Below are 20,433 nucleotides of genomic sequence, written 5' to 3'. Positions count from 1 at the left end.
GGCTTTTATAACATGCCTTTGGTACTTGGCAAAAACATCTTATTTGAATCTCTTTTTACAGCCATTTTCATAGCTTTTGCAAAAGCTTTAAAAATGCCTTCTATTTTATGATGCTCATTTACACCTTCGGCTTTAACATTTAAATTACATTTAGCGCCGTCGGTAAACGATTTAAATAAGTGATAAAACATTTCTGTTGGCATATCTCCTATTTTCTCACGTTTAAATTCAGCATCCCATTCTAACCAATTTCTACCACCAAAATCGACAGCCACTTGTGCTAAGCAATCATCCATAGGTAAACAAAAACCATAGCGCTCTATGCCTAACTTATTCCCTAGTGCTTTATTAAACAATTCGCCCAAAGCAATCATAGTATCTTCAATAGTATGGTGCTCATCCACATTTAAATCGCCATCAACCTTAACAGTTAAATCCATTGCACCATGACGACCAATTTGATCTAACATATGATCGAAAAAAGACAATCCTGTATCGATATTGTTCTTACCTGATCCGTCTAAGTTTAATTTAATATATATCTTAGTTTCATTGGTATTACGTGTAATTTCTTCAACCCGATTTTCTAGTTTTAAAAACTCATAAATGGACGCCCAATCTGTACTTGTTAGCGCTATACAATCTAAAATCTCTTGCTTAGCTGTTTCTATTTCATTAGCTCCTAATTCAGGATTTTCAGATAAATAAATACCTTTTGCTCCTAAATTTTTTGCTAATTCCATATCAGTAATTCTATCTCCTAATACGAAAGAATTGGATAAATCATAATCTTCAGAAAAATACTTAGTTAACAAACCCGTTCTTGGTTTACGTGTTACTGCATTTTCATGTGGAAACGTTTTATCGATGTGTATATCTGAAAACACGACTCCTTCGTTTGCAAAAGCATCAATAACTTTATTTTGTGCCGGCCAAAAGGTGTCTTCTGGGAAAGAATCGGTTCCTAAACCGTCTTGATTCGTAACCATTACCAATTCGTAATCCAACTCACTAGCTATTTTAGCCATGTATTGAAATACTTTAGGGTAGAACTCTAATTTTTCTAAACTATCTAATTGATAATCTACTGGCGGCTCTAAAACGAGCGTTCCATCTCTATCTATGAATAATACTTTTTTCATAATAAGCCCCTCCTAACCTCCCCTAAAGAAAGGAACTCTTACTCGGGTAAATAAGAATTTTTATTAATACTTTTATGACCCTATCAGATTTTAAAAACTTTACAAATCTTTTAATGCCTTAATTAATATTTTATTTTCAGCAGTTGTTCCAACAGTAAAACGCAGGCAATTTTCACACCCCGGTTGTGTCGTTCTATTTCTTATTACAATTCCTTTTTTAATTAATTGATTATATCTTTTTGTAGCATCATCAACTTTAGCGAGCACAAAATTAGCATCCGATGGATATATTTTTGAAACAAAATAAATACCATTTAATTCTGAAACCAAGACCTCTCTCTCCTCCAAAATATCTGCAATTTGATTTTTAGCTAAATCTTTGATATTTAATTGTTCAACAGCCTTTATCTGAGTTAATTCATTAACGTTGTAGGGCGGTTTAATCGTGTTTAAAACCGTTATAATTTCTGCAGAAGCATAACAAATACCTAAACGAATTCCCGCCATAGCATACGCTTTAGAAAGTGTTTGTGTAACAATTAAATTAGGAAACTCTTCCAATCTATGAATCCAACTTTTTTCTTTCGAAAAATCGATATAAGCTTCATCAATCACAACAAGACCTTGAAATTTATTTAATAACACCTCCATTTCGGATGCATTAAAACTATTTCCTGTTGGATTATTAGGCGAACATAAAAACAAGATTTTACTTTGAGCATCTGCCTCATTTAGAATTTTTTCAACTTGTGGTTGAAAATCTTCAGTTAATAAAACCTCTTTTATACCAATAGCATTAATATTAGCTAATACATTATACATGCCGTAAGTAGGTGGCAAAGTGATGATGTTATCCACATTAGGTTCGCAAAAAGCTCTAAAAACTAAATCTAAAACTTCATCACTTCCATTTCCTAAAAGGATATTTTTAGTTGATACGCCTTTTATTTCTGATAAAATAGTCTTCAATTTTCCTTGTTGTGGATCTGGATATCTATTTACACCATTTTCAAACGGATTTTCATTAGCGTCTAAAAACACCATATCATCCGTAACACCCTGAAATTCATCGCGCGCAGATGAATAGGGCTTCAATGCTTTTATGGTTGGTCTAATTATATTATTTATATCAAATGTTGCTTTCATAATAATCTTATGAATAATATTCATGAGATTCCCGCTTTTACAGGAATGATAAATTTATTTTATATCTTTTAATCGTATTGATACGGCATTTTTGTGCGCTTGTAAGCCCTCTGCTTCTGCCATTAACTCTATGGTTTCTCCTATATTTAAAAGTCCTTCTTTAGATATTTTTTGAAAGGTCATATTCTTTAAAAAGCTATCTAAATTTACTCCAGAATATGCTTTTGTAAAACCATTTGTTGGTAATGTGTGATTGGTTCCTGATGCATAATCTCCTGCACTTTCAGGCGTATAATCGCCTATAAACACAGATCCAGCATTGAGAATGCCATCTACATAAAAATCTTCGTTTTTTGTACAAATTATAAAATGCTCTGGACCGTATTCATTAATCATATCTAAAGCTAAAGCATCATTTTCTACGTAAATCAATTTCGAGTTCGCTATAGCTTGTTCTGCAATCGCTTTACGCGGTAGCACTTCCAATTGTGTTTCAATTTCGGTTGAAACCGAATTCAACATTTCTTTTGATGTAGATACTAATATCACCTGACTATCGGTACCGTGTTCTGCTTGACTTAATAAATCGGATGCCATATAAGAAGCGTTTGCTGTTTCATCTGCAACCACTAACAATTCACTTGGTCCAGCAGGCATATCAATCGCAACACCATACTTTGTAGCTAATTGTTTAGCAACCGTTACAAATTGATTTCCAGGGCCGAAAATTTTATACACTTGCGGAATCGTTTCTGTTCCAAACGTTAAACCAGCTATAGCTTGTATACCTCCTACTTTTATAATTTTTGTAACCCCACATAAATTAGCAGCATACAGAATTTCTGAAGCTATTTCACCTTTTTTATTAGGGGGCGTACATAGAACAATCTCTTTACAACCTGCAATATTAGCAGGAATTGCTAACATTAATACGGTTGAAAATAAAGGCGCTGTACCTCCTGGAATATACAATCCTACTTTTTGGATAGGGCGTTTTTCTTGCCAACATTGTACACCTTTAGTTGTTTCTATTTCAACACGAGACGTTTTTTGTGCTGCATGAAATGCTTCAATATTATCCTTTGCAGTTTTTATTGCCTTTTGAAGTTCTAGCGATACTAATTTAGTTGAATTAGCCAGTTCCTCTTGAGACACTACATTTGATTCCAAATCAACACCATCAAACTTTGTTGTGTATTTTTTAATAGCAGCATCACCATTGCTTTTAACCTCATTAAAAACTTCAGTAACAATAGCCTCAATATCATTCACAGTTTGTGTTGGACGTTCTAAAATAGTTGCCCACTCACCTCTTTCTGGATTGCTTATTATTTGCATTTTATTAATTTTAATATAAACATCATGAGATTTCCACTTTCGTAGAAATAAAAAAACTAATTATAATACCATTTTCTCAATAGGACATACCAAAATTCCTTGAGCACCATTTTCTTTTAACGCCTCAATAACATCCCAAAACTCATTTTTGCTTATTACAGAATGTACAGAACTCCATCCTGCTTCTGCTAATGGTAAAACAGTTGGACTTTTCATTCCTGGTAATACATCTATAATATCTTGAACTCTATCATTAGGTGCATTAAGTAAAATATATTTAGATTGTCTCCCTTTTAAAACGGACTGCATTCTAAATTGAATTTTATCTAAAATAGCTTGCTTTTCTTCACTTAAAACAGGAGATACCGCTAAAACAGCTTCCGATTTTAAAATAGTATCAACTTCTTTTAAGTTGTTTTTAAATAAGGTACTTCCGCTAGAAACAATATCTACAATAGCATCAGCTAACCCAATATTTGGAGCAATTTCAACCGAACCATTAATAATATGTAGATTGGCTTTTACGTTGTTTTTATCTAAATACATTTGTACTGTATTTGGATATGAAGTTGCTATGCGTTTCCCCTCTAAATCTTGAATACTAGAATATTTAGCAGACTTTGGTACTGCTATACAAACTCTACAAGTTGAAAAGCCTAATTTTTCAACAATATTAATACCTTCGCCTTTCTCGATTAAAACATTCTCTCCAATAATGGCTGCATCAACCACACCATCTTTTAGGTATTGTGGAATATCACCATTTCTTAAATAGAATACTTCTACAGGAAAATTCCTAGCAGAGGCTTTTAATTGGTCTTTACCGTTATCAATCGAAATTCCGATATCTTTTAAAATTCCCATCGAATCTTCATTTAATCGACCCGATTTCTGCACTGCAATTCTTAATTTACTCATTATCTTGTTTTTATGAGTTTGAAACAATCTAGTTGGACTTAAAATTAAAAAACCCGTTTGATTGTCTCAAACGGGTTTAAAAATATGTTGATTTTATTCAATACATTTTCACTTCGCTTGAGAGCAAATATGAAAATGATGATGTGTTTGAATAAAAGTCATGTTCTTTATTTATTTTACAAATATCAAAAATATTTATTTATTATTCTATAAATAAATCAATAAATTTTGATTGATTTAACATATTTGTATTAATAGCTTGTTTAGATTTCTATCTCATCAATAAAATAAAACATAAACTGTAAATTATGAAATTGAAAATCACTTTATTTGTTTTTATTCTTCATTTATATTTTATAACAATGCTTTTACAGAAGAAAGCGCATCCACAATCTTAGGAAATGCTAGTAAACCTGCTAAACTAGAAAGCAAAAATGGTTTATTATGTTTCATGCCTCATGGTGTGTTTATATTCCTAAAAACTGTTAAATACATCACAATAAAAAAAGATAATACAGCCTTTTAGATATAATATATACTTTTGTTAATATAATTTTTAACTTAAAGTATATTATTTCAACATGAAAAAAATATTAATAACTTGTTTGATTCTTGTCTTTGGATTTGAGATACAAGCACAAGAAATTAAAAACTCATCTTACAATCCTCATACTTTATTTAGTCCATTATTTTATAGCCATAATGGGAATCAATTCCGTTCAGCAAATGGTACTCCAGGACCAAAATACTGGCAAAATAGAGCCGACTATAATTTAAAAACAGAATTATTTCCTGAAAGCAATACCATAAAAGGTAATGTTATTATAAAATACACTAATAATAGTCCTGATAATTTAGATTATTTATGGCTACAATTAGATCAGAACTTATTTAAACCTGATTCCCGTGGACAAGTCATGATTTCTGGAAATAGTAGATATGGAAACCGCGGCGAAAAAATAAATGGAGGTTATATACTAACAAATATTGCTGTTTCTAACTCAGAGTTCACCTATATTATTGAAGATACGCGTATGCAGATTCGTCTTAAAAAACCAGTTTCTAAAAATGGTGGAAAAACCGAGATTAGTATGGATTTTGAATTTAAAATCCCTAAAAATGGTTCTGATAGAATGGGGCATTTAAAAACTAAAAATGGCGAAATTTATACCATTGCACAATGGTACCCTAGAATGGCTGTTTATGATGATGTTTTAGGCTGGAACACCAAACCATATTTGGGGGCTGGTGAATTTTATTGTGAATATGGTGATGTAGATTTAATTATAACAGCTCCCGATAATCAATTTATATTAGCTTCTGGTGAATTAACAAATGCTAAAAAGGTACTTTCTAAAAAAGTTTATAACCGCTGGGAAAAAGCTAAAAAGTCTGATGATATAATTGAAATTATAAAAGAAAGTGAAGTTATTGAAATAGCAAATTCAGATTCTAAAAACACAAAGACTTGGCAATATCACATGGATAATACGCGTGATGTAGCTTGGGCAGCATCAAAAGCATTTGTAATAGATGGTTCTAAAATTAATTTACCTAGCGGAAAGAAGAGTTTTGCTATTTCGGCACAACCTATAGAGAGCAACGGACAAGATGCTTATGGTCGTGCATGTGAATACACTAAAACAAGTATAGAATACTACTCAAGCCTATTATATGAATATCCGTATCCAATGGCTATTAATATTGCAGCTAATATAGGTGGTATGGAATATCCTGGTATTGTTTTTTGTGGCTGGAAAGCTAAAAGTTCATCTGTTTGGTCTGTAATAGACCATGAATTTGGACATAATTGGTTTCCAATGCTAGTTGGCTCTAACGAGCGAAATTTTGGCTGGATGGACGAAGGTTTTAGTACGTTTGTTAACGAGCTTTCTGCTCGCCACTTTAACAATGGAGAATATAAAAACAAAAAACAATTAGTTACAGAGAAATTAGCTTATAATTTTTTAGATGAATCTAATGAATACATTATGCTTCCTCCTGATGGCTTAAATGAAAAAAATATTGGTTTACAATTATATTATAAACCAGCAGTTGGTTTAAAGTTGTTACGTAACATTGTTATTGGAAAAGAGCGTTTTGATTATGCGTTTAAAGAATATATAAAACATTGGGCTTTTAAGCACCCTACTCCTGTCGATTTTTATCGTAGTATAGAAAATGCAGCTGGCGAAGATTTATCTTGGTTTTGGCGTGGTTGGTTTATTAATAACTATAGCTTAGATCAAGGGATTTCTAAAGTTGAAAAAACAAAAGACGGTTATACTGTAACAGTAGAAAATCTAGGTTCTTTTGCTTTACCTGTATTTATTACTGCTGAAACGGCAAATGGAAAGAAAATAGAACACAATCAAGGTGTAGATGTTTGGATGCGTAATAAATCTTTTAAATTCTTTATTCCTACTACCGAAACAGTTAATAAAGTAACACTAGATGCCAATAAACAACTTCCTGATATAAATAGAAGTAATAATACATGGACTAAAAAGTAGTCGTATTTTAGTAAAATCTAATAAAAACAAAAGAGGTTGTCTGCAATTAGAACAACCTCTTTTGTTTTTCAATTATTTGAAAAATATTATTCAAAATACTTTTTATTGATTCCCTAAAATTATCGGTAACCCTGAATCACCAGAACCAATTACAATGACTTTACTATTTGGCGATTCTGCTAATTTCATAGTAGCATCAATCCCCTTGTCTTGTAAAATTTTATCGGTTAAAGACGCACTTAAAATACGGTTTGATTCCGCCTTACCTTGAGCTTCAATAATTACTTTTTCAGCTTCTTTTGCAGCAGTCACTAATCTAAATTCATACTCCAAAGATTCTTGCTCTTGTTTTAACTTACGCTCAATTGCGTCTTTAATAGTGGCTGGCAAGGTTACATCTCTAATAAAAATATTATTCAGTTGAATATACTGGGTTTCAACAATACCTTTGGTTTCTTGAAATATTTCTTCTTGAATGGCATCACGTTTACTTGAATATAATTGTTCTGGTGTATACCGCCCAACTACACTTCTTGCAGCACTTCTAATTGCTGGCTGTAAAACTCGTTCTAGATAGTTTTGCCCTTTTTCTTTATGCAAACGACTTAAATTTTTAATGTCAGGTTGGTACAAAACAGACGCATCTAATTTAATATCCAATCCGTTAGATGACAATACAGACATTTTCTCAGGGATTTCCTGCTGACGTACTTCGTAATCAATAACGCTATTCCAAGGAGCAATAAAATTAAGTCCTTCTTTTACAACTTCTTGATTAGGATCTACTCCTCCATTTAATTTATACAAAACTCCAGCATGACCAGATTCTATTGTTACTATTGATTTTGATACTAATACTATAAGAATAACCGCTGCTATTATTATAGGAAATGCAATTTTTGGTAATTTTTCCATTATTTATTTTAATTTAAATTAATTCGTTATATTTTTCCTTGATTTACTAATTGACCTCCGTCTATAGTTATAATTTGTCCAGATGTTGTTGCTGCATCTACAGCTAAATATATAATACCTTTAGCAATATCTTCAGGCAATGATGTTTTATTAATTAGAGTTAATTTTTCAAAATTCTTTTTAACACTCTCATATCTATCTCCTAAAAAGCCTTTAGTCCATCTTGTTTGAGTAAAACCTGGACAAACACCATTTACTCTAACCTCTGGGGCAAGCGCATGTGCTAGTGCAAGAGTCATAGTAGATAATGCGCCTTTTGATACTGAATAGGCAATTGAACTCCCTACACCTGAAATAGCACTAATGGATGATATATTAACTATAGCACCATGAGATTTTTTCAAATGAGGTGCTGCAAATTTCACCATTTGGTAAGCCCCAATAACATTAACTTCATAAAGATCTTGAAAATCTTTTTTATTAAGTCCGTCTAAATCATTATAATCACAAAACCTTGTAGCGCCAGCATTATTTACTAAGGCATCAATACGCCCAAAAGTATTAATTGTTTCTTCTACGATCCTTTTACAATCCGCTTCATCAGCAACATTTGCTTGACACACCAAAACATCTACTCCGAGGCTTTTACATGTTTCAGCTAACTCGTAAGCTTGACTTTTACTTTTGGAATAGTTAATAACAACATTCCATCCTCTTTTAGCAAATTCAACACAAGAAGATGCCCCAACTCCAGATGAAGAACCTGTTACTAAAGCAGTTTTATTTTCTTTTTTCATTCTAAATTAATCCTTTATATTTTCTTAAAAACCACTCTGCAGTTAAGCTTGATGCTATAATAGCAAGTAAGTATTTCCAATCAATCAAAGGTAGGCTATTTTTATTGCTTTTCTGGATAGAGGTGTACCTATTATCTGTTAATAAATCGTTAATCAAGCCATCTGTTTTATCAATAAAATAATCGGTTCCTTTACTATTTGTAGCTAGTTGTTGCAACTTTGTTACATTGGCGTTTAAAAATTGCTGTTCTACATTATACGCTAAAATTTCAAACTGACCAGATTTGGAAATATTCTCATTACCAGTTCGAACTGTAAAACTATATCTAGAAGGCGACAAACTACTTAAATCCACTTGATAATTGTTGGTGTTTAAAATTAAAGGAAGTGTTTTTGTTTTTTTTGTTGCTTCATCAACTACTGTAATTGAAAGAGATTCTCTCGTATCAAACTCATAATTTTTATCGAAAAACTGTGCTTTAATAACAATATTTGTACTTCCATTATAAAATGAATCATACTCTAAATTTAATCTATGCCTACGTTTTGTTGATGCTAAGTACTGGACCAGTTTACCTATAAAATCATCAAATTGATTAAATGATTTTGAATTTATGAAACTTTGAGCTCTCCATTGCCAAATATTTTCACCAAATAAAACAGCTTCTCTCCTTCCGTTTATTTCAAAAGTTACTAATAAAGGTTCGTTAGTAGACACTCCTCTAATACTTTTATTCAATATAGATTCAAATGGGATAGAAAAATTAATATAGCCATAGTTTGATCTTAGTGGAGGAAATGATTCAAAATTGATATCATCAATTATAAATGGCGTATAATTACTATTTAACTCTGCTTGATAATCTTCAGTTTGTTGCGTTATTTCGTGTTGATAATTTTTATTTATACTATTTAGAAAATTAAGATCAGTTTTAGAACCTTCAATAATAAATACATTTTTATTTTCTTCATTTAAAATGCTAAATAAGTTCTTAAACTTACTATTTGGTTGATACAATATAACTAATTGAAAATCATTTATTTCACCTTCTATTTCTTTTGGATTTAAAAAAGTTACTGACCGTTGTTCATTACTTTCGATACTCTTTTTTAATACTCCTAAATCTGGATGTAAAAAATCACTAACAATGGCAACTTTAGTTTTTTGATCTATAACTTCAATAGCAAAATTCTTAGAATTATTTATAGTATTTTTTTCGTTTTTTATTGATACAAGTGTTGCTTTATAACTACTAACACCAACAGAAGATGCTGGTAAAGTAAAATTAACAAGCTTAGAGTTATTGCTTTTAGAAAAATTTACAACTTCAGAAAACACCGTGGTATTTCCGCGAGTAACTATAAACTTAGATTCTATATTTATATTGCCATTATAAACTAATATAGCCTCGACGGGAAATTTATTTTTTAAAAAAGCATATTTATTTACATTGAGTTGTTGAATTTTTAAATCGGTATGAGTTACTGTATCACCTAAAATTATAGAATAAATGGGGTGTTTATATTCAGAATATGAAAACTCATAATCATTTCCATAGGTTTGATTTCCATCAGTAATTAATAAAGCTGGAGCTATTGTTTGTTTATATATTTCCGAAAGCTTATTAAGCGCATCATAAACATTAGTTTGTTTTTCTGAAAACGTTAAAGAATCTAGAGTTTTAAGCGTTTCACCAAAAGTGTAGAAATTTAAATTAAATTTATTGTTTAATTTTTCATTTTTTGATAGTGTTTCAATGAAATTCTTAACTTTTTCATCTTGCTTTAAAAATGATGTTGAATTTGAATTATCAATAGCAACTACTAAATTAGGTTTTTCAATTGAAAGCGTAATTTGATCAAAATTAGGATTAATGAGCAACAGCAAAATCGAAAAAATGGTAAGAAACCTTAGAAAAGAAAAAAGCATGCTTAATTTAGACATGCTCTTTTCTTTTTTAAAATACTGAAAAAGCGCAAGTAATAACGCTATAATCCCAGCAAGTATTATATAAATTAAAGTTTCTGAAGACATGATTTATGTTAACATCCCTCCATCAACATTCAATGTTTGTCCAGTAATATAAGCACTCATATCACTCGCTAAAAACACACAAACATTAGCAATATCTTCTGGAGTACCTCCACGTTTTAATGGAATTCCTGCTCGCCATCCTTTAACAACTTCTTCGTCAAGTTTAGCAGTCATTTCTGTTTCAATAAAACCAGGAGCAACTACGTTACTTCTAATATTACGAGATCCCAACTCTAATGCTACAGATTTTGAAAATCCAATAATACCAGCTTTTGAAGCAGCATAATTGGTTTGACCTGCATTTCCTTTTACACCAACCACAGAACTCATATTTATAATAGACCCTTTGCGCTGTTTAAGCATCGTGCGCTGTACCGCTTTGGTCATATTAAAAACCGACTTTAAATTCACTTCTATAACGGTATCAAAATCTTCTTCACTAATACGCATTAACAAATTATCTTTTGTTATACCCGCATTATTTACTAATATATCAATGCTACCAAATTCTTTAACAACTGCATCAGCTAATTGTTGCGCTTCTTCAAAACTTGCTGCATTACTTTTATATCCTTTTGCTTTAACTCCTAATGCATTTAATTCTTTTTCTAATTCATTAGCTGCATCAACAGAAGAACTGTATGTAAAAGCTACATTTGCACCTTGTTGTGCAAATACTTGCGCTATCCCTTTACCTATACCTCTACTAGCTCCAGTAACAATAGCTGTTTTTCCTTCTAATAATTTCATTTGATTTATTTTAATATAACGAATTCAAAAAATATTTCACTTTTAAAATCGTTTATAGTTGGTTAAAGATTATTTAATTCAAATATAATAAATACAAGTTGCATCAAATAAAAAAACCTCACAAGATTTTGTGAGGTTTTACTTGTATTATAGAGCTGCTATCCTAAAACTTCAGCTACTTTTTTTCCAATTTCAGCAGGAGAATCTACTACATGAATACCACAAGCTCTCATAATTTTCTTTTTAGCTTGTGCTGTATCATCACTTCCTCCAACAATAGCACCCGCGTGCCCCATTGTACGTCCAGCAGGAGCTGTTTCACCAGCAATAAACCCAACAACAGGTTTTTTACTACCACTAGCCTTGTACCAGTTAGCAGCATCGGCTTCTAATTGACCTCCTATTTCACCAATCATTACAACTGCCTCAGTTTCTGGGTCATTAATTAATAACTCAACAGCTTCTTTAGTCGTTGTCCCAATAATTGGATCCCCACCAATACCAATAGCTGTTGTAATTCCTAATCCTTGTTTCACAACTTGATCGGCAGCTTCATAAGTTAATGTTCCTGATTTAGAAACAATACCAACTTTTCCTTTTTTAAAGACAAAACCTGGCATAATACCTACTTTAGCTTCACCTGGCGTAATAACACCTGGACAGTTAGGACCTATCAAACGACAATCTTTATTTTTTATATAACTAGACGCAGTAATCATGTCTGCAACAGGAATACCTTCTGTAATAGTAATAATAACTTTAATTCCTGCATCAGCAGCTTCCATAATAGCATCAGCAGCAAAAGCTGGTGGCACAAAAATGATAGTTGTATCTGCACCTACTTCTTTCACGGCATCTAAAACCGTATTAAAAACAGGTCTATCTAAGTGTGTTTGACCTCCCTTTCCTGGTGTTACACCACCAACAACATTGGTTCCGTATTCTATCATTTGGCTTGCATGAAATGTTCCTTCACTTCCTGTAAAACCTTGAACTATTATTTTTGAATCTTTGTTTACTAAAACACTCATAGGAGATTATTATCTATATGTTAATATTACTAAGCAAAAGTAATTTTTTGAATTAAAACTTTAAAGTAAAATTTACTTTATTTTCTTAAATCAGAGATTACTTTTTCTCTTCTTTTTTTAATTTTTCTAAAATTTCAGGAATTTGTCTTATATAAACCAATTCTTTAAACTTTTCTCTAGCTTCACTAGCTGGAGAACCAAAATACACTTTATTTTCAGTGGTGGAATGCCCTAAACCAGATTGCGCATAAAGCTCTGTGCCTCTAGCTATTGTAATACCACTTTTAACGCCTACTTGTCCCCAAATAGTTACGTTATCTTCAACAACAACACAACCAGCTATTCCGGTTTGAGAGGCGATGAGACACTTTTTTCCAATAACAGTATCGTGTCCTATTTGAATTTGATTATCCAATTTAGAACCTTCACCTATTAAAGTATCTGCCGTTACACCTCTATCAATAGTACAAGAAGCACCAATATCTACATGATCTTCTATTACAACACGACCACCAGATTTTAATCTATCAAAGCCTTGTGGTCTTTTTTTATAGTAAAAAGCATTAGCACCCAAAACTGTACCTGAATGAATGGTTACATGATTACCAATAATGGTATCATCATAAATACTAACATTAGAATGTATCGTACAATTTTCACCAATACTAACATTATGACCGATAAAACAATTTGGCTGAATAACAGTGTGTTCTCCTATCTTTGCGGAATCAGAAATTTGATTTGAAGCCGATTTAAAAGGTCTAAAATGATTTGTAAGCGTATTAAAATCTCTAAAAGGGTCATCACTAATCAATAAAGATTTGCCATCTGGACAATCGACTTCTTTATTAATTAAAATAATGGTTGCTGCAGAATTTAAAGCTTTATCATAGTATTTTGGATGATCTACAAATACAATGTCGCCCGATTCGACAACATGAATTTCATTCATGCCTAATACTGGGAAATTTTCATTTCCAACGAAATTACAATCAATTAATTGAGCAATTTGTTTTAAGGTATGTGGATTTGGAAATTTCAAGAAAGTCTATTCTTTAACACGTTCTTTATACGTTCCTTTTTCTGTTTCTACCTTTATTTTATCCCCTTCGTTAATAAATAAAGGTACATTTACAATGGCCCCGGTTTCAACGGTAGCAGGTTTAGTTGCATTTGTAGCTGTATTGCCTTTAACTCCTGGCTCTGTAGCAGTAACTTCTAAAACAACACTTGCAGGTAAATCTACAGACAAAGGCATATTATCTTCTGTATTAATTAAAACAGTAACCACTTCACCTTCTTTCATTAGCCCAGGATTGTCTAGAGCCGCTTCTAATAATCTAATTTGAGTATAATCTGATTCATTCATAAAATGGTAAAATTCACCATCATTGTATAAATATTGAAACTTATGCGTTTCTACTCTAACATCTTCTAGTTTATGTCCTGCCGAAAACGTATTATCTAAAACCTTTCCGCTTGTAACACTTTTCATTTTTGTTCTAACAAATGCAGGACCTTTTCCAGGTTTTACATGTAAGAACTCTATAATTTTATAAATATCATTATTATACCTAATGCATAATCCGTTTCTAATATCACTTGTTGTTACCATAATATTCTTTGTTGTAAAATCTTAATTTTTAATTTAAAAGGTTTGTTTAATCTTAATTTGATTTAAAATACCCTTTCATAATACCACGATGCGAATTCTTAATAAATTGAAGTACTTCATCGCGCTCAGGAGTAGCCTCCATTTCTGCTTCAATAATTTCTGAAGCTTGTGTATTATTATAGTTTTTTTGGTATAGAATTCTGTATATATTTTGAATTTCTCTTATTTTTTCGGTCGTATACCCACGTCTCCTTAACCCTACTGAATTTATCCCAACATAAGACAATGGTTCTCTAGCAGCTTTCACATAAGGAGGTACATCTTTTCTAACTAAAGATCCTCCTGTTACAAATGCATGATTTCCTATAGAAACAAATTGATGAACCGCCGTCATACCTGCTAAAACCACATAATCTCCAATAGTAATATGTCCGGCAAGTGTACTATTATTTGAAAAAATACAATTATTACCAATAATACAATCATGTGCAACGTGGCAATACGCCATAATTAAACAGTTATCACCAATGACTGTTTTCATTCTATCGGCAGTACCTCTATTAATGGTGACACATTCTCTTATAGTAACATTATCACCTATTTCAACGGTTGTTTCTTCATCATTATATTTTAAATCTTGTGGTACCGCAGAAATAACAGACCCTGGAAAAATATTGCAATTTTTTCCTATACGCGCCCCTTCCATAATAGTTACATTACTTCCTATCCATGTTCCTTCTCCTATTTTCACATTATTATGAATAGTTGTAAAAGGCTCTATAACCACATTTTTTGCGATTTTCGCCCCTGGGTGCACATATGCTAATGGTTGATTCATATATTTTATTTTACTTTTGAAATTTGAGCCATTAATTCTGCTTCTGCACATAGCTTACCGTTTGCGTAAGCATAACCTTGCATATGACAAATTCCACGACGTATTGGTGTAATTAATGAACACTTAAAGATTAAAGTATCTCCTGGAACTACTTTTTGTTTAAACTTTACATTATCCATTTTCATAAAGAAAGTTAAATAATTTTCAGGATCAGGAACTGTATTTAAAACTAAAACACCACCTGTTTGTGCCATAGCTTCTACAATTAAAACACCTGGCATTACTGGAGCTCCTGGAAAATGACCTTTAAAAAACTCCTCATTCATGGTTACGTTTTTCTGAGCAATTACGTGACTGTCTGAAAGTTCAAATACTTTGTCTATTAATAAAAACGGTTGCCTATGCGGAAGCATTGCCATAATTTGAGTTACATCCATTAAAGGCGGTTTATTCAAATCAATTGAAGGTACATTATTCCGTCTTTCATTTTTTATAAGCTTAGACATTTTTTTAGCAAATTGTGTATTAACAAAATGTCCTGGTTTATTAGCAATTACTTTTCCTCGAATTCTTGTTCCAATAAGAGCAAGATCACCCAAAACATCTAATAATTTATGTCTAGCTGCTTCATTAGGATGGTGTAATGTTAAATTATCTAAAATACCATTTGGCTTAACCGCAATGCTATCTTTTTTAAAGGCTATTCTTAACTTCTCCATAGTTTCTGGAGATAATGCCTTATCAACATAAACAATAGCATTATTTAAATCACCTCCTTTTATTAAACCATGCTCTAATAGCATTTCTATTTCATGTAAAAAACTAAAAGTACGTGAATCTGAAATATCTTTTTTAAAATCTGAAATCTGATTTAAAGTAGCGTTTTGTGTTCCTAAAACTTTGGTTCCAAAATCTACCATAGTAGTAATTTGATATTCCTTAGAAGGCATCAATAAAATTTCACTACCTGTATCTTCATCTGTATACGAAACAATATCTGTAACAATATATTCTTCTCTAAAAGCTTCTAATTCTTGGATACCTGCTTTTTCTATAGCTTCAACAAAAAACTTTGAAGACCCATCCATAATTGGTGGCTCAGAAGCATCTAATTCTATTATGGCATTATCTATATCTAAACCAACCAAAGCAGCTAATACATGTTCTGATGTTTGAATGGTTACACCATTTTTTTCTAAACAGGTCCCTCTTTGAGTATTTGTTACATAATTAGCATCAGCTTCAATTACTGGAGCACCTTCTAAATCTATACGTTTAAAAGCAAAACCTGTATTTGCAATACCAGGTTTAAATGTTAAGGTCACATTTTTACCAGTATGCAAGCCAACCCCAGTTAAGGATATCTCTTTTTGGATGGTTTTTTGTTTGATTTCTGTATTAACTATTCCCATTAACTTTTTTTTCTAAATCATTAATATTTTTTACAATTTTAGGCAAATTTTTAAAATGCACATACGACTTATTATAATCACTTAATGCAAGGGCTGGAGACCCTTGAATCATTTCATGGTCTTTAACATTTCTTGCAATACCTGATTGTGCTTGAATTCTAACATTGTTTCCAATAGTAATATGCCCTGCAATACCTACTTGTCCTCCAATTTGACAATTCTCACCAACCTTAGCAGATCCTGCTATACCAGTTTGAGCAGCTATTACAGTATTTTTACCAATTTCAACATTATGACCTATTTGAATTTGATTATCTAATTTTACCCCTGCTCTAATAATAGTTGACCCTAAAGTAGCTCTATCTATAGTAGTAACGGCACCAATATCAACAAAATCTTCTATAATTACATTTCCTATTTGTGGAATTTTACTATATCCGCCTTCTTCATTAGGAGCAAAACCAAAACCATCAGCTCCAATTATAGCTCCAGAGTGAATAACACAATTTTTACCAATACTTGTTTCAGAATAAATTTTGGCGCCAGAAAATATAATGGAATTATCTCCTATTTTTACATTATCACCAACATAAACATTTGGAAAAATCTTTACATTATCTCCTAAGATTACATTATCACCAATATATGAAAATGCTCCAGCATAAAAATTATCGCCAAATTTCGAAGATTCTGAGATAAATGATGGCTGCTCAACTCCTACTTTATTAAGCTTAACAGAATTATAATATTCTAATATTTTTGAAAAGGATAAATACGCATCATCAACCTTAATGAGTGTTGTTTTAATTTCACTATCTGGCTCAAATGTTTTATTTACAATAGTTATTGAAGCCTTAGTTGTATATATATAAGGTGTGTATTTTGGATTGGCTAAAAAAGTTAAAGCGCCATCAAAACCCTCCTCTATTTTAGAAAGATTTGAGACTTCGGCATCAGGATTTCCTACAACATCTCCTTCTAAAATGCCTGCTATTTGTTGTGCTGTAAACTTCACACTAAAATTTTAATTGTTTTGTTTAGTTCCCGCAAAAATAGGAAAAATGTACTAAAGTTTAACTTTGGGATAACATATATAATATTTAGTTACCGGTTTTGATAGTGCTTTTAGATTTAGTTGATCTGAAGCTTTAACGATATCTTGTATTTTTCCTGACTTATGCAATATATTAATGCTCTGATGTTTTAGTTGATAAGCTTGATTTGAAATACTACCAGTAAATACAAAATATTCGGCTTCAGCTCTAGTTATTTTATGCTCTAAAATTAATGCTTCAATATGTTTTTCTAAACTTAAAATTTTAATTGGCTTGTTTTTAAGCTTAATTTTCAATAAAACCCTATTAATAATCATTTCACACAAGTTACTCAGTACAAAATCATCATGATACTGCCACTCTTTCATAGCTGAAATAACATCATAATCATCTAATTGAGAAAAAACATCAAGTGTTTCTAAATTAAAATCTTCTATTGAAATTTCATTATTCAAAAAATACTTAAGTGAAGCACTTGCATTAAGCACATCTCCTTTTGTAGTTAATTCTTTAGCACGTTTTAAAACCCTAATTAACAACTGTTCGGCAACCAATCCTGTTTTATGTAAATAAACTTGCCAATACATTAAACGACGTGCGATAATAAATTTTTCAACACTATAAATGCCTTTTTCTTCAACTACCAACTCATCATCAACAACATTTAGCATGGTAATTAATCGCTCACTATTTATATTACCTTCAGCAACTCCTGTATAGAAGCTATCACGTTTTAAATAATCGGCACGATCCATATCAAATTGCCCAGAAATAAGTTGACACATAAAGTTTCTGTGATATTTTCCTTTAAAAATCTGAATGGCAAGCGTTAAACTTCCGTTAAATTCTTCATTCAATTGCTCCATAAAAAGCAATGAAATTTGTTCATGAGATACATTATTTACTATAGAATGTTCCATCGCATGTGAAAATGGACCATGACCAATATCGTGTAATAAAATAGCAACATACAGCGCATCTTCTTCATTATTAGAAATCGCAACCCCCTTAAAACGAAGCACATTGATAGCTTGCTGCATTAAATGCACACAACCAATAGCATGATGAAAACGTGTATGATGGGCTCCAGGATAAACCATGTAAGACATACCCATTTGCGTAATTCTTCTTAATCTTTGAAAATACTTATGCTGTATTAAATCAAAAATAAGAGAATTTGGAATGGTAATAAAACCGTAAATTGGGTCGTTTAATATTTTAAGTTTGTTCAAACTTTAAAAGTTATAGTTTAATAGACACAAATATAATTATATGAAGTCTAAAAAAGACTTAAAATTAATTCTAACACTATAAAAATCTAAATTGCATTTAAATGAATACTATAAAAATACTTTGGGTAGATGATGAAATTGATTTATTAAAACCTCATATTTTATTTCTTGAAAAGAAGAATTATAATGTAACCACTTGCAAAAGTGGCTCTGAAGCTATTGATATATTGGATGATGAAAATTTTGATATTGTATTTTTAGACGAAAATATGCCAGGACTTACTGGTCTTGAAACTTTAAATGAAATAAAAGAAAAACAAAGTAATCTTCCTGTAGTAATGATTACTAAGAGTGAGGAAGAATACATTATGGAAGAAGCTATTGGTAATAAAATAGCAGATTATTTAATAAAACCAGTAAATCCAAACCAAATACTTTTAAGTTTAAAAAAGAATTTAGACCACTCGAGATTAATATCTGAAAAAACGACCTCAAACTACCAGCAAGAGTTTAGAAAAATTTCTATGGATTTATCTATGGTAAATTCCTATGAAGAATGGGTCGCTTTATACCAAAAACTCATTTATTGGGAATTACAACTTGAAGATATTGAAGATATTGGCATGTTTGAAATTCTAGAGTCTCAAAAAAATGAAGCAAATTCTCAATTTGGGAAATTTATAGAAAAAAGATATGAAGATTGGTTTAAACCTCATACTGATGCTCCAATCATGTCTCATACACTTTTTAAAGAAAGAATAGCTCCAGAATTAAATAAAGAGCAACCTACATTATTAGTGGTTATAGATAATTTACGATATGACCAATGGAAAGTTTTTGAACCTGTCATTAATAATTTTTATAAAAAAGAAAAAGAAGAAGCGTTTTTTAGCATCTTACCAACCGCAACACAATATGCTAGAAATGCTATTTTTTCAGGCTTAATGCCAAGTGATATGGAAAAACTTTTTCCTGAATACTGGAAAAACGATACTGATGATGGTGGGAAAAATCTTTTTGAAGCTGAGTTTTTAGAATCACAAATGAAACGCTTAAGCTTAACCAACTTAAATTACGAATATCATAAAATTACAAATTTAAAAGCTGGAAAAAAACTTGTTGAAAATTTTAATTCTTTAAAAAATAACGATTTAACTGTTATTGTATATAATTTTGTTGATATGCTATCTCATTCAAAAACAGAAATGGAAGTTGTAAAAGAATTAGCATCTAATGACAAAGCATACCGATCATTAACACATAGTTGGTTTAAAAACTCTCCTTTACTAGAAATGATACAACAAGCACAGCAGCTGGGTTTTAAATTAATACTAACAACAGATCATGGCACTATTAATGTTAAAAACCCGTCAAAAGTAATTGGAGACAGAGATACAAGTTTAAATTTGAGATACAAAACTGGTAGAAGCCTAACTTATGACAAAAAGGATGTACTTGCTATAAAAAATCCAAAAGACATACATTTGCCGTCCATCTCAATGAATAGCTCATATATATTTGCTAAAAATGATTTATTTTTTGCATATCCAAACAACTACAATCATTATGTTAGTTATTTTAGAAACACGTATCAGCATGGAGGTGTTTCATTAGAAGAAATGATTATTCCATTTGTAGTATTTACCCCTAAATAATCTACAAAAAGCACAAAAACACCGATAACAAGCACTTTTGA

17 protein-coding genes are annotated in these 20,433 nt (G+C 31.2%); 2 read left to right on the top strand and 15 right to left on the bottom strand.

Annotation, left to right across the window (positions count from 1 at the left end):
* Positions 1-5 precede the first annotated feature (5 nt).
* The 4 genes from hisB to hisG all read right to left on the bottom strand — a co-directional run bounded on the left by hisB (position 6) and on the right by hisG (position 4,544).
* Positions 6-1,142 carry a bifunctional histidinol-phosphatase/imidazoleglycerol-phosphate dehydratase HisB gene (hisB, locus tag RHP49_15420; protein ID WNH12268.1) on the bottom strand — a complete coding sequence of 379 codons (1,137 nt, stop codon included), beginning with the start codon at positions 1,140-1,142 and terminating at the stop codon, positions 6-8.
* A gap of 99 nt (positions 1,143-1,241) precedes the next feature.
* A complete protein-coding gene (gene hisC, locus RHP49_15415) occupies positions 1,242-2,312 on the bottom strand; it encodes a histidinol-phosphate transaminase (protein ID WNH12267.1) in 1,071 nt (356 codons plus the stop codon).
* 30 nt (positions 2,313-2,342) lie between these two features.
* Positions 2,343-3,626, bottom strand: coding sequence for a histidinol dehydrogenase (hisD, locus tag RHP49_15410; protein ID WNH12266.1), 1,284 nt, complete (start codon positions 3,624-3,626; stop codon positions 2,343-2,345).
* A 60-nt stretch (positions 3,627-3,686) separates the two neighbouring features.
* Positions 3,687-4,544, bottom strand: a complete 858-nt coding sequence (gene hisG / locus RHP49_15405; GenBank protein WNH12265.1) for an ATP phosphoribosyltransferase — start codon at positions 4,542-4,544, stop codon at positions 3,687-3,689.
* Positions 4,545-5,125: 581 nt separating this feature from the next.
* Here hisG and RHP49_15400 point away from each other — a divergent pair.
* A complete protein-coding gene (locus RHP49_15400; GenBank protein WNH12264.1) occupies positions 5,126-7,057 on the top strand; it encodes a M1 family metallopeptidase in 1,932 nt (643 codons plus the stop codon).
* Between the two features lie 102 nt (positions 7,058-7,159).
* On the opposite strand, the gene RHP49_15395 is transcribed toward RHP49_15400, so the two are convergent.
* The 11 genes from RHP49_15395 to RHP49_15345 form a co-directional block, all read right to left on the bottom strand.
* On the bottom strand, positions 7,160-7,972 hold the full coding sequence (locus RHP49_15395) for a prohibitin family protein (protein ID WNH12263.1): 813 nt from the start codon (positions 7,970-7,972) through the stop codon (positions 7,160-7,162).
* A 26-nt stretch (positions 7,973-7,998) separates the two neighbouring features.
* Positions 7,999-8,769: an SDR family oxidoreductase gene (locus tag RHP49_15390; protein WNH12262.1), complete on the bottom strand. Its 771-nt coding sequence runs from the start codon at positions 8,767-8,769 to the stop codon at positions 7,999-8,001.
* 1 nt (position 8,770) lies between these two features.
* Positions 8,771-10,804 (bottom strand): vWA domain-containing protein, encoded by a 2,034-nt coding sequence (locus tag RHP49_15385; protein ID WNH12261.1) that lies wholly within the window; start codon positions 10,802-10,804, stop codon positions 8,771-8,773.
* Between the two features lie 3 nt (positions 10,805-10,807).
* Positions 10,808-11,554, bottom strand: a complete 747-nt coding sequence (gene fabG, locus RHP49_15380) for a 3-oxoacyl-[acyl-carrier-protein] reductase (protein WNH12260.1) — start codon at positions 11,552-11,554, stop codon at positions 10,808-10,810.
* 158 nt (positions 11,555-11,712) lie between these two features.
* Entirely contained in the window at positions 11,713-12,585 is an 873-nt protein-coding gene (gene sucD / locus RHP49_15375) for a succinate--CoA ligase subunit alpha (GenBank protein ID WNH12259.1), read from the bottom strand.
* A gap of 97 nt (positions 12,586-12,682) precedes the next feature.
* A complete protein-coding gene (locus RHP49_15370) occupies positions 12,683-13,627 on the bottom strand; it encodes a UDP-3-O-(3-hydroxymyristoyl)glucosamine N-acyltransferase (GenBank protein ID WNH12258.1) in 945 nt (314 codons plus the stop codon).
* A 6-nt stretch (positions 13,628-13,633) separates the two neighbouring features.
* Positions 13,634-14,200, bottom strand: coding sequence for an elongation factor P (efp, locus tag RHP49_15365; GenBank protein ID WNH12257.1), 567 nt, complete (start codon positions 14,198-14,200; stop codon positions 13,634-13,636).
* Between the two features lie 52 nt (positions 14,201-14,252).
* Positions 14,253-15,038, bottom strand: a complete 786-nt coding sequence (lpxA, locus tag RHP49_15360; GenBank protein ID WNH12256.1) for an acyl-ACP--UDP-N-acetylglucosamine O-acyltransferase — start codon at positions 15,036-15,038, stop codon at positions 14,253-14,255.
* Between the two features lie 5 nt (positions 15,039-15,043).
* Positions 15,044-16,450, bottom strand: a complete 1,407-nt coding sequence (locus RHP49_15355) for a bifunctional UDP-3-O-[3-hydroxymyristoyl] N-acetylglucosamine deacetylase/3-hydroxyacyl-ACP dehydratase (GenBank protein WNH12255.1) — start codon at positions 16,448-16,450, stop codon at positions 15,044-15,046.
* Positions 16,437-17,465, bottom strand: a complete 1,029-nt coding sequence (gene lpxD / locus RHP49_15350; GenBank protein ID WNH12254.1) for a UDP-3-O-(3-hydroxymyristoyl)glucosamine N-acyltransferase — start codon at positions 17,463-17,465, stop codon at positions 16,437-16,439. The genes RHP49_15355 and lpxD overlap by 14 nt, the downstream gene beginning before the upstream one ends.
* A gap of 51 nt (positions 17,466-17,516) precedes the next feature.
* Positions 17,517-18,737, bottom strand: a complete 1,221-nt coding sequence (locus tag RHP49_15345; GenBank protein WNH12253.1) for an HD domain-containing protein — start codon at positions 18,735-18,737, stop codon at positions 17,517-17,519.
* 101 nt (positions 18,738-18,838) lie between these two features.
* Here RHP49_15345 and RHP49_15340 point away from each other — a divergent pair, with 101 nt between their 5' ends.
* Positions 18,839-20,392 (top strand): PglZ domain-containing protein, encoded by a 1,554-nt coding sequence (locus tag RHP49_15340; protein WNH12252.1) that lies wholly within the window; start codon positions 18,839-18,841, stop codon positions 20,390-20,392.
* The last annotated feature ends 41 nt before the right edge of the window (positions 20,393-20,433 follow it).

It is taken from the genome of Flavobacteriaceae bacterium HL-DH10, assembly GCA_031826515.1.
In the GTDB taxonomy this organism is placed as follows: Bacteria; Bacteroidota; Bacteroidia; order Flavobacteriales; family Flavobacteriaceae; genus Thalassobellus; species Thalassobellus suaedae.
This window is presented reverse-complemented; position numbering and strand designations above follow the sequence as displayed.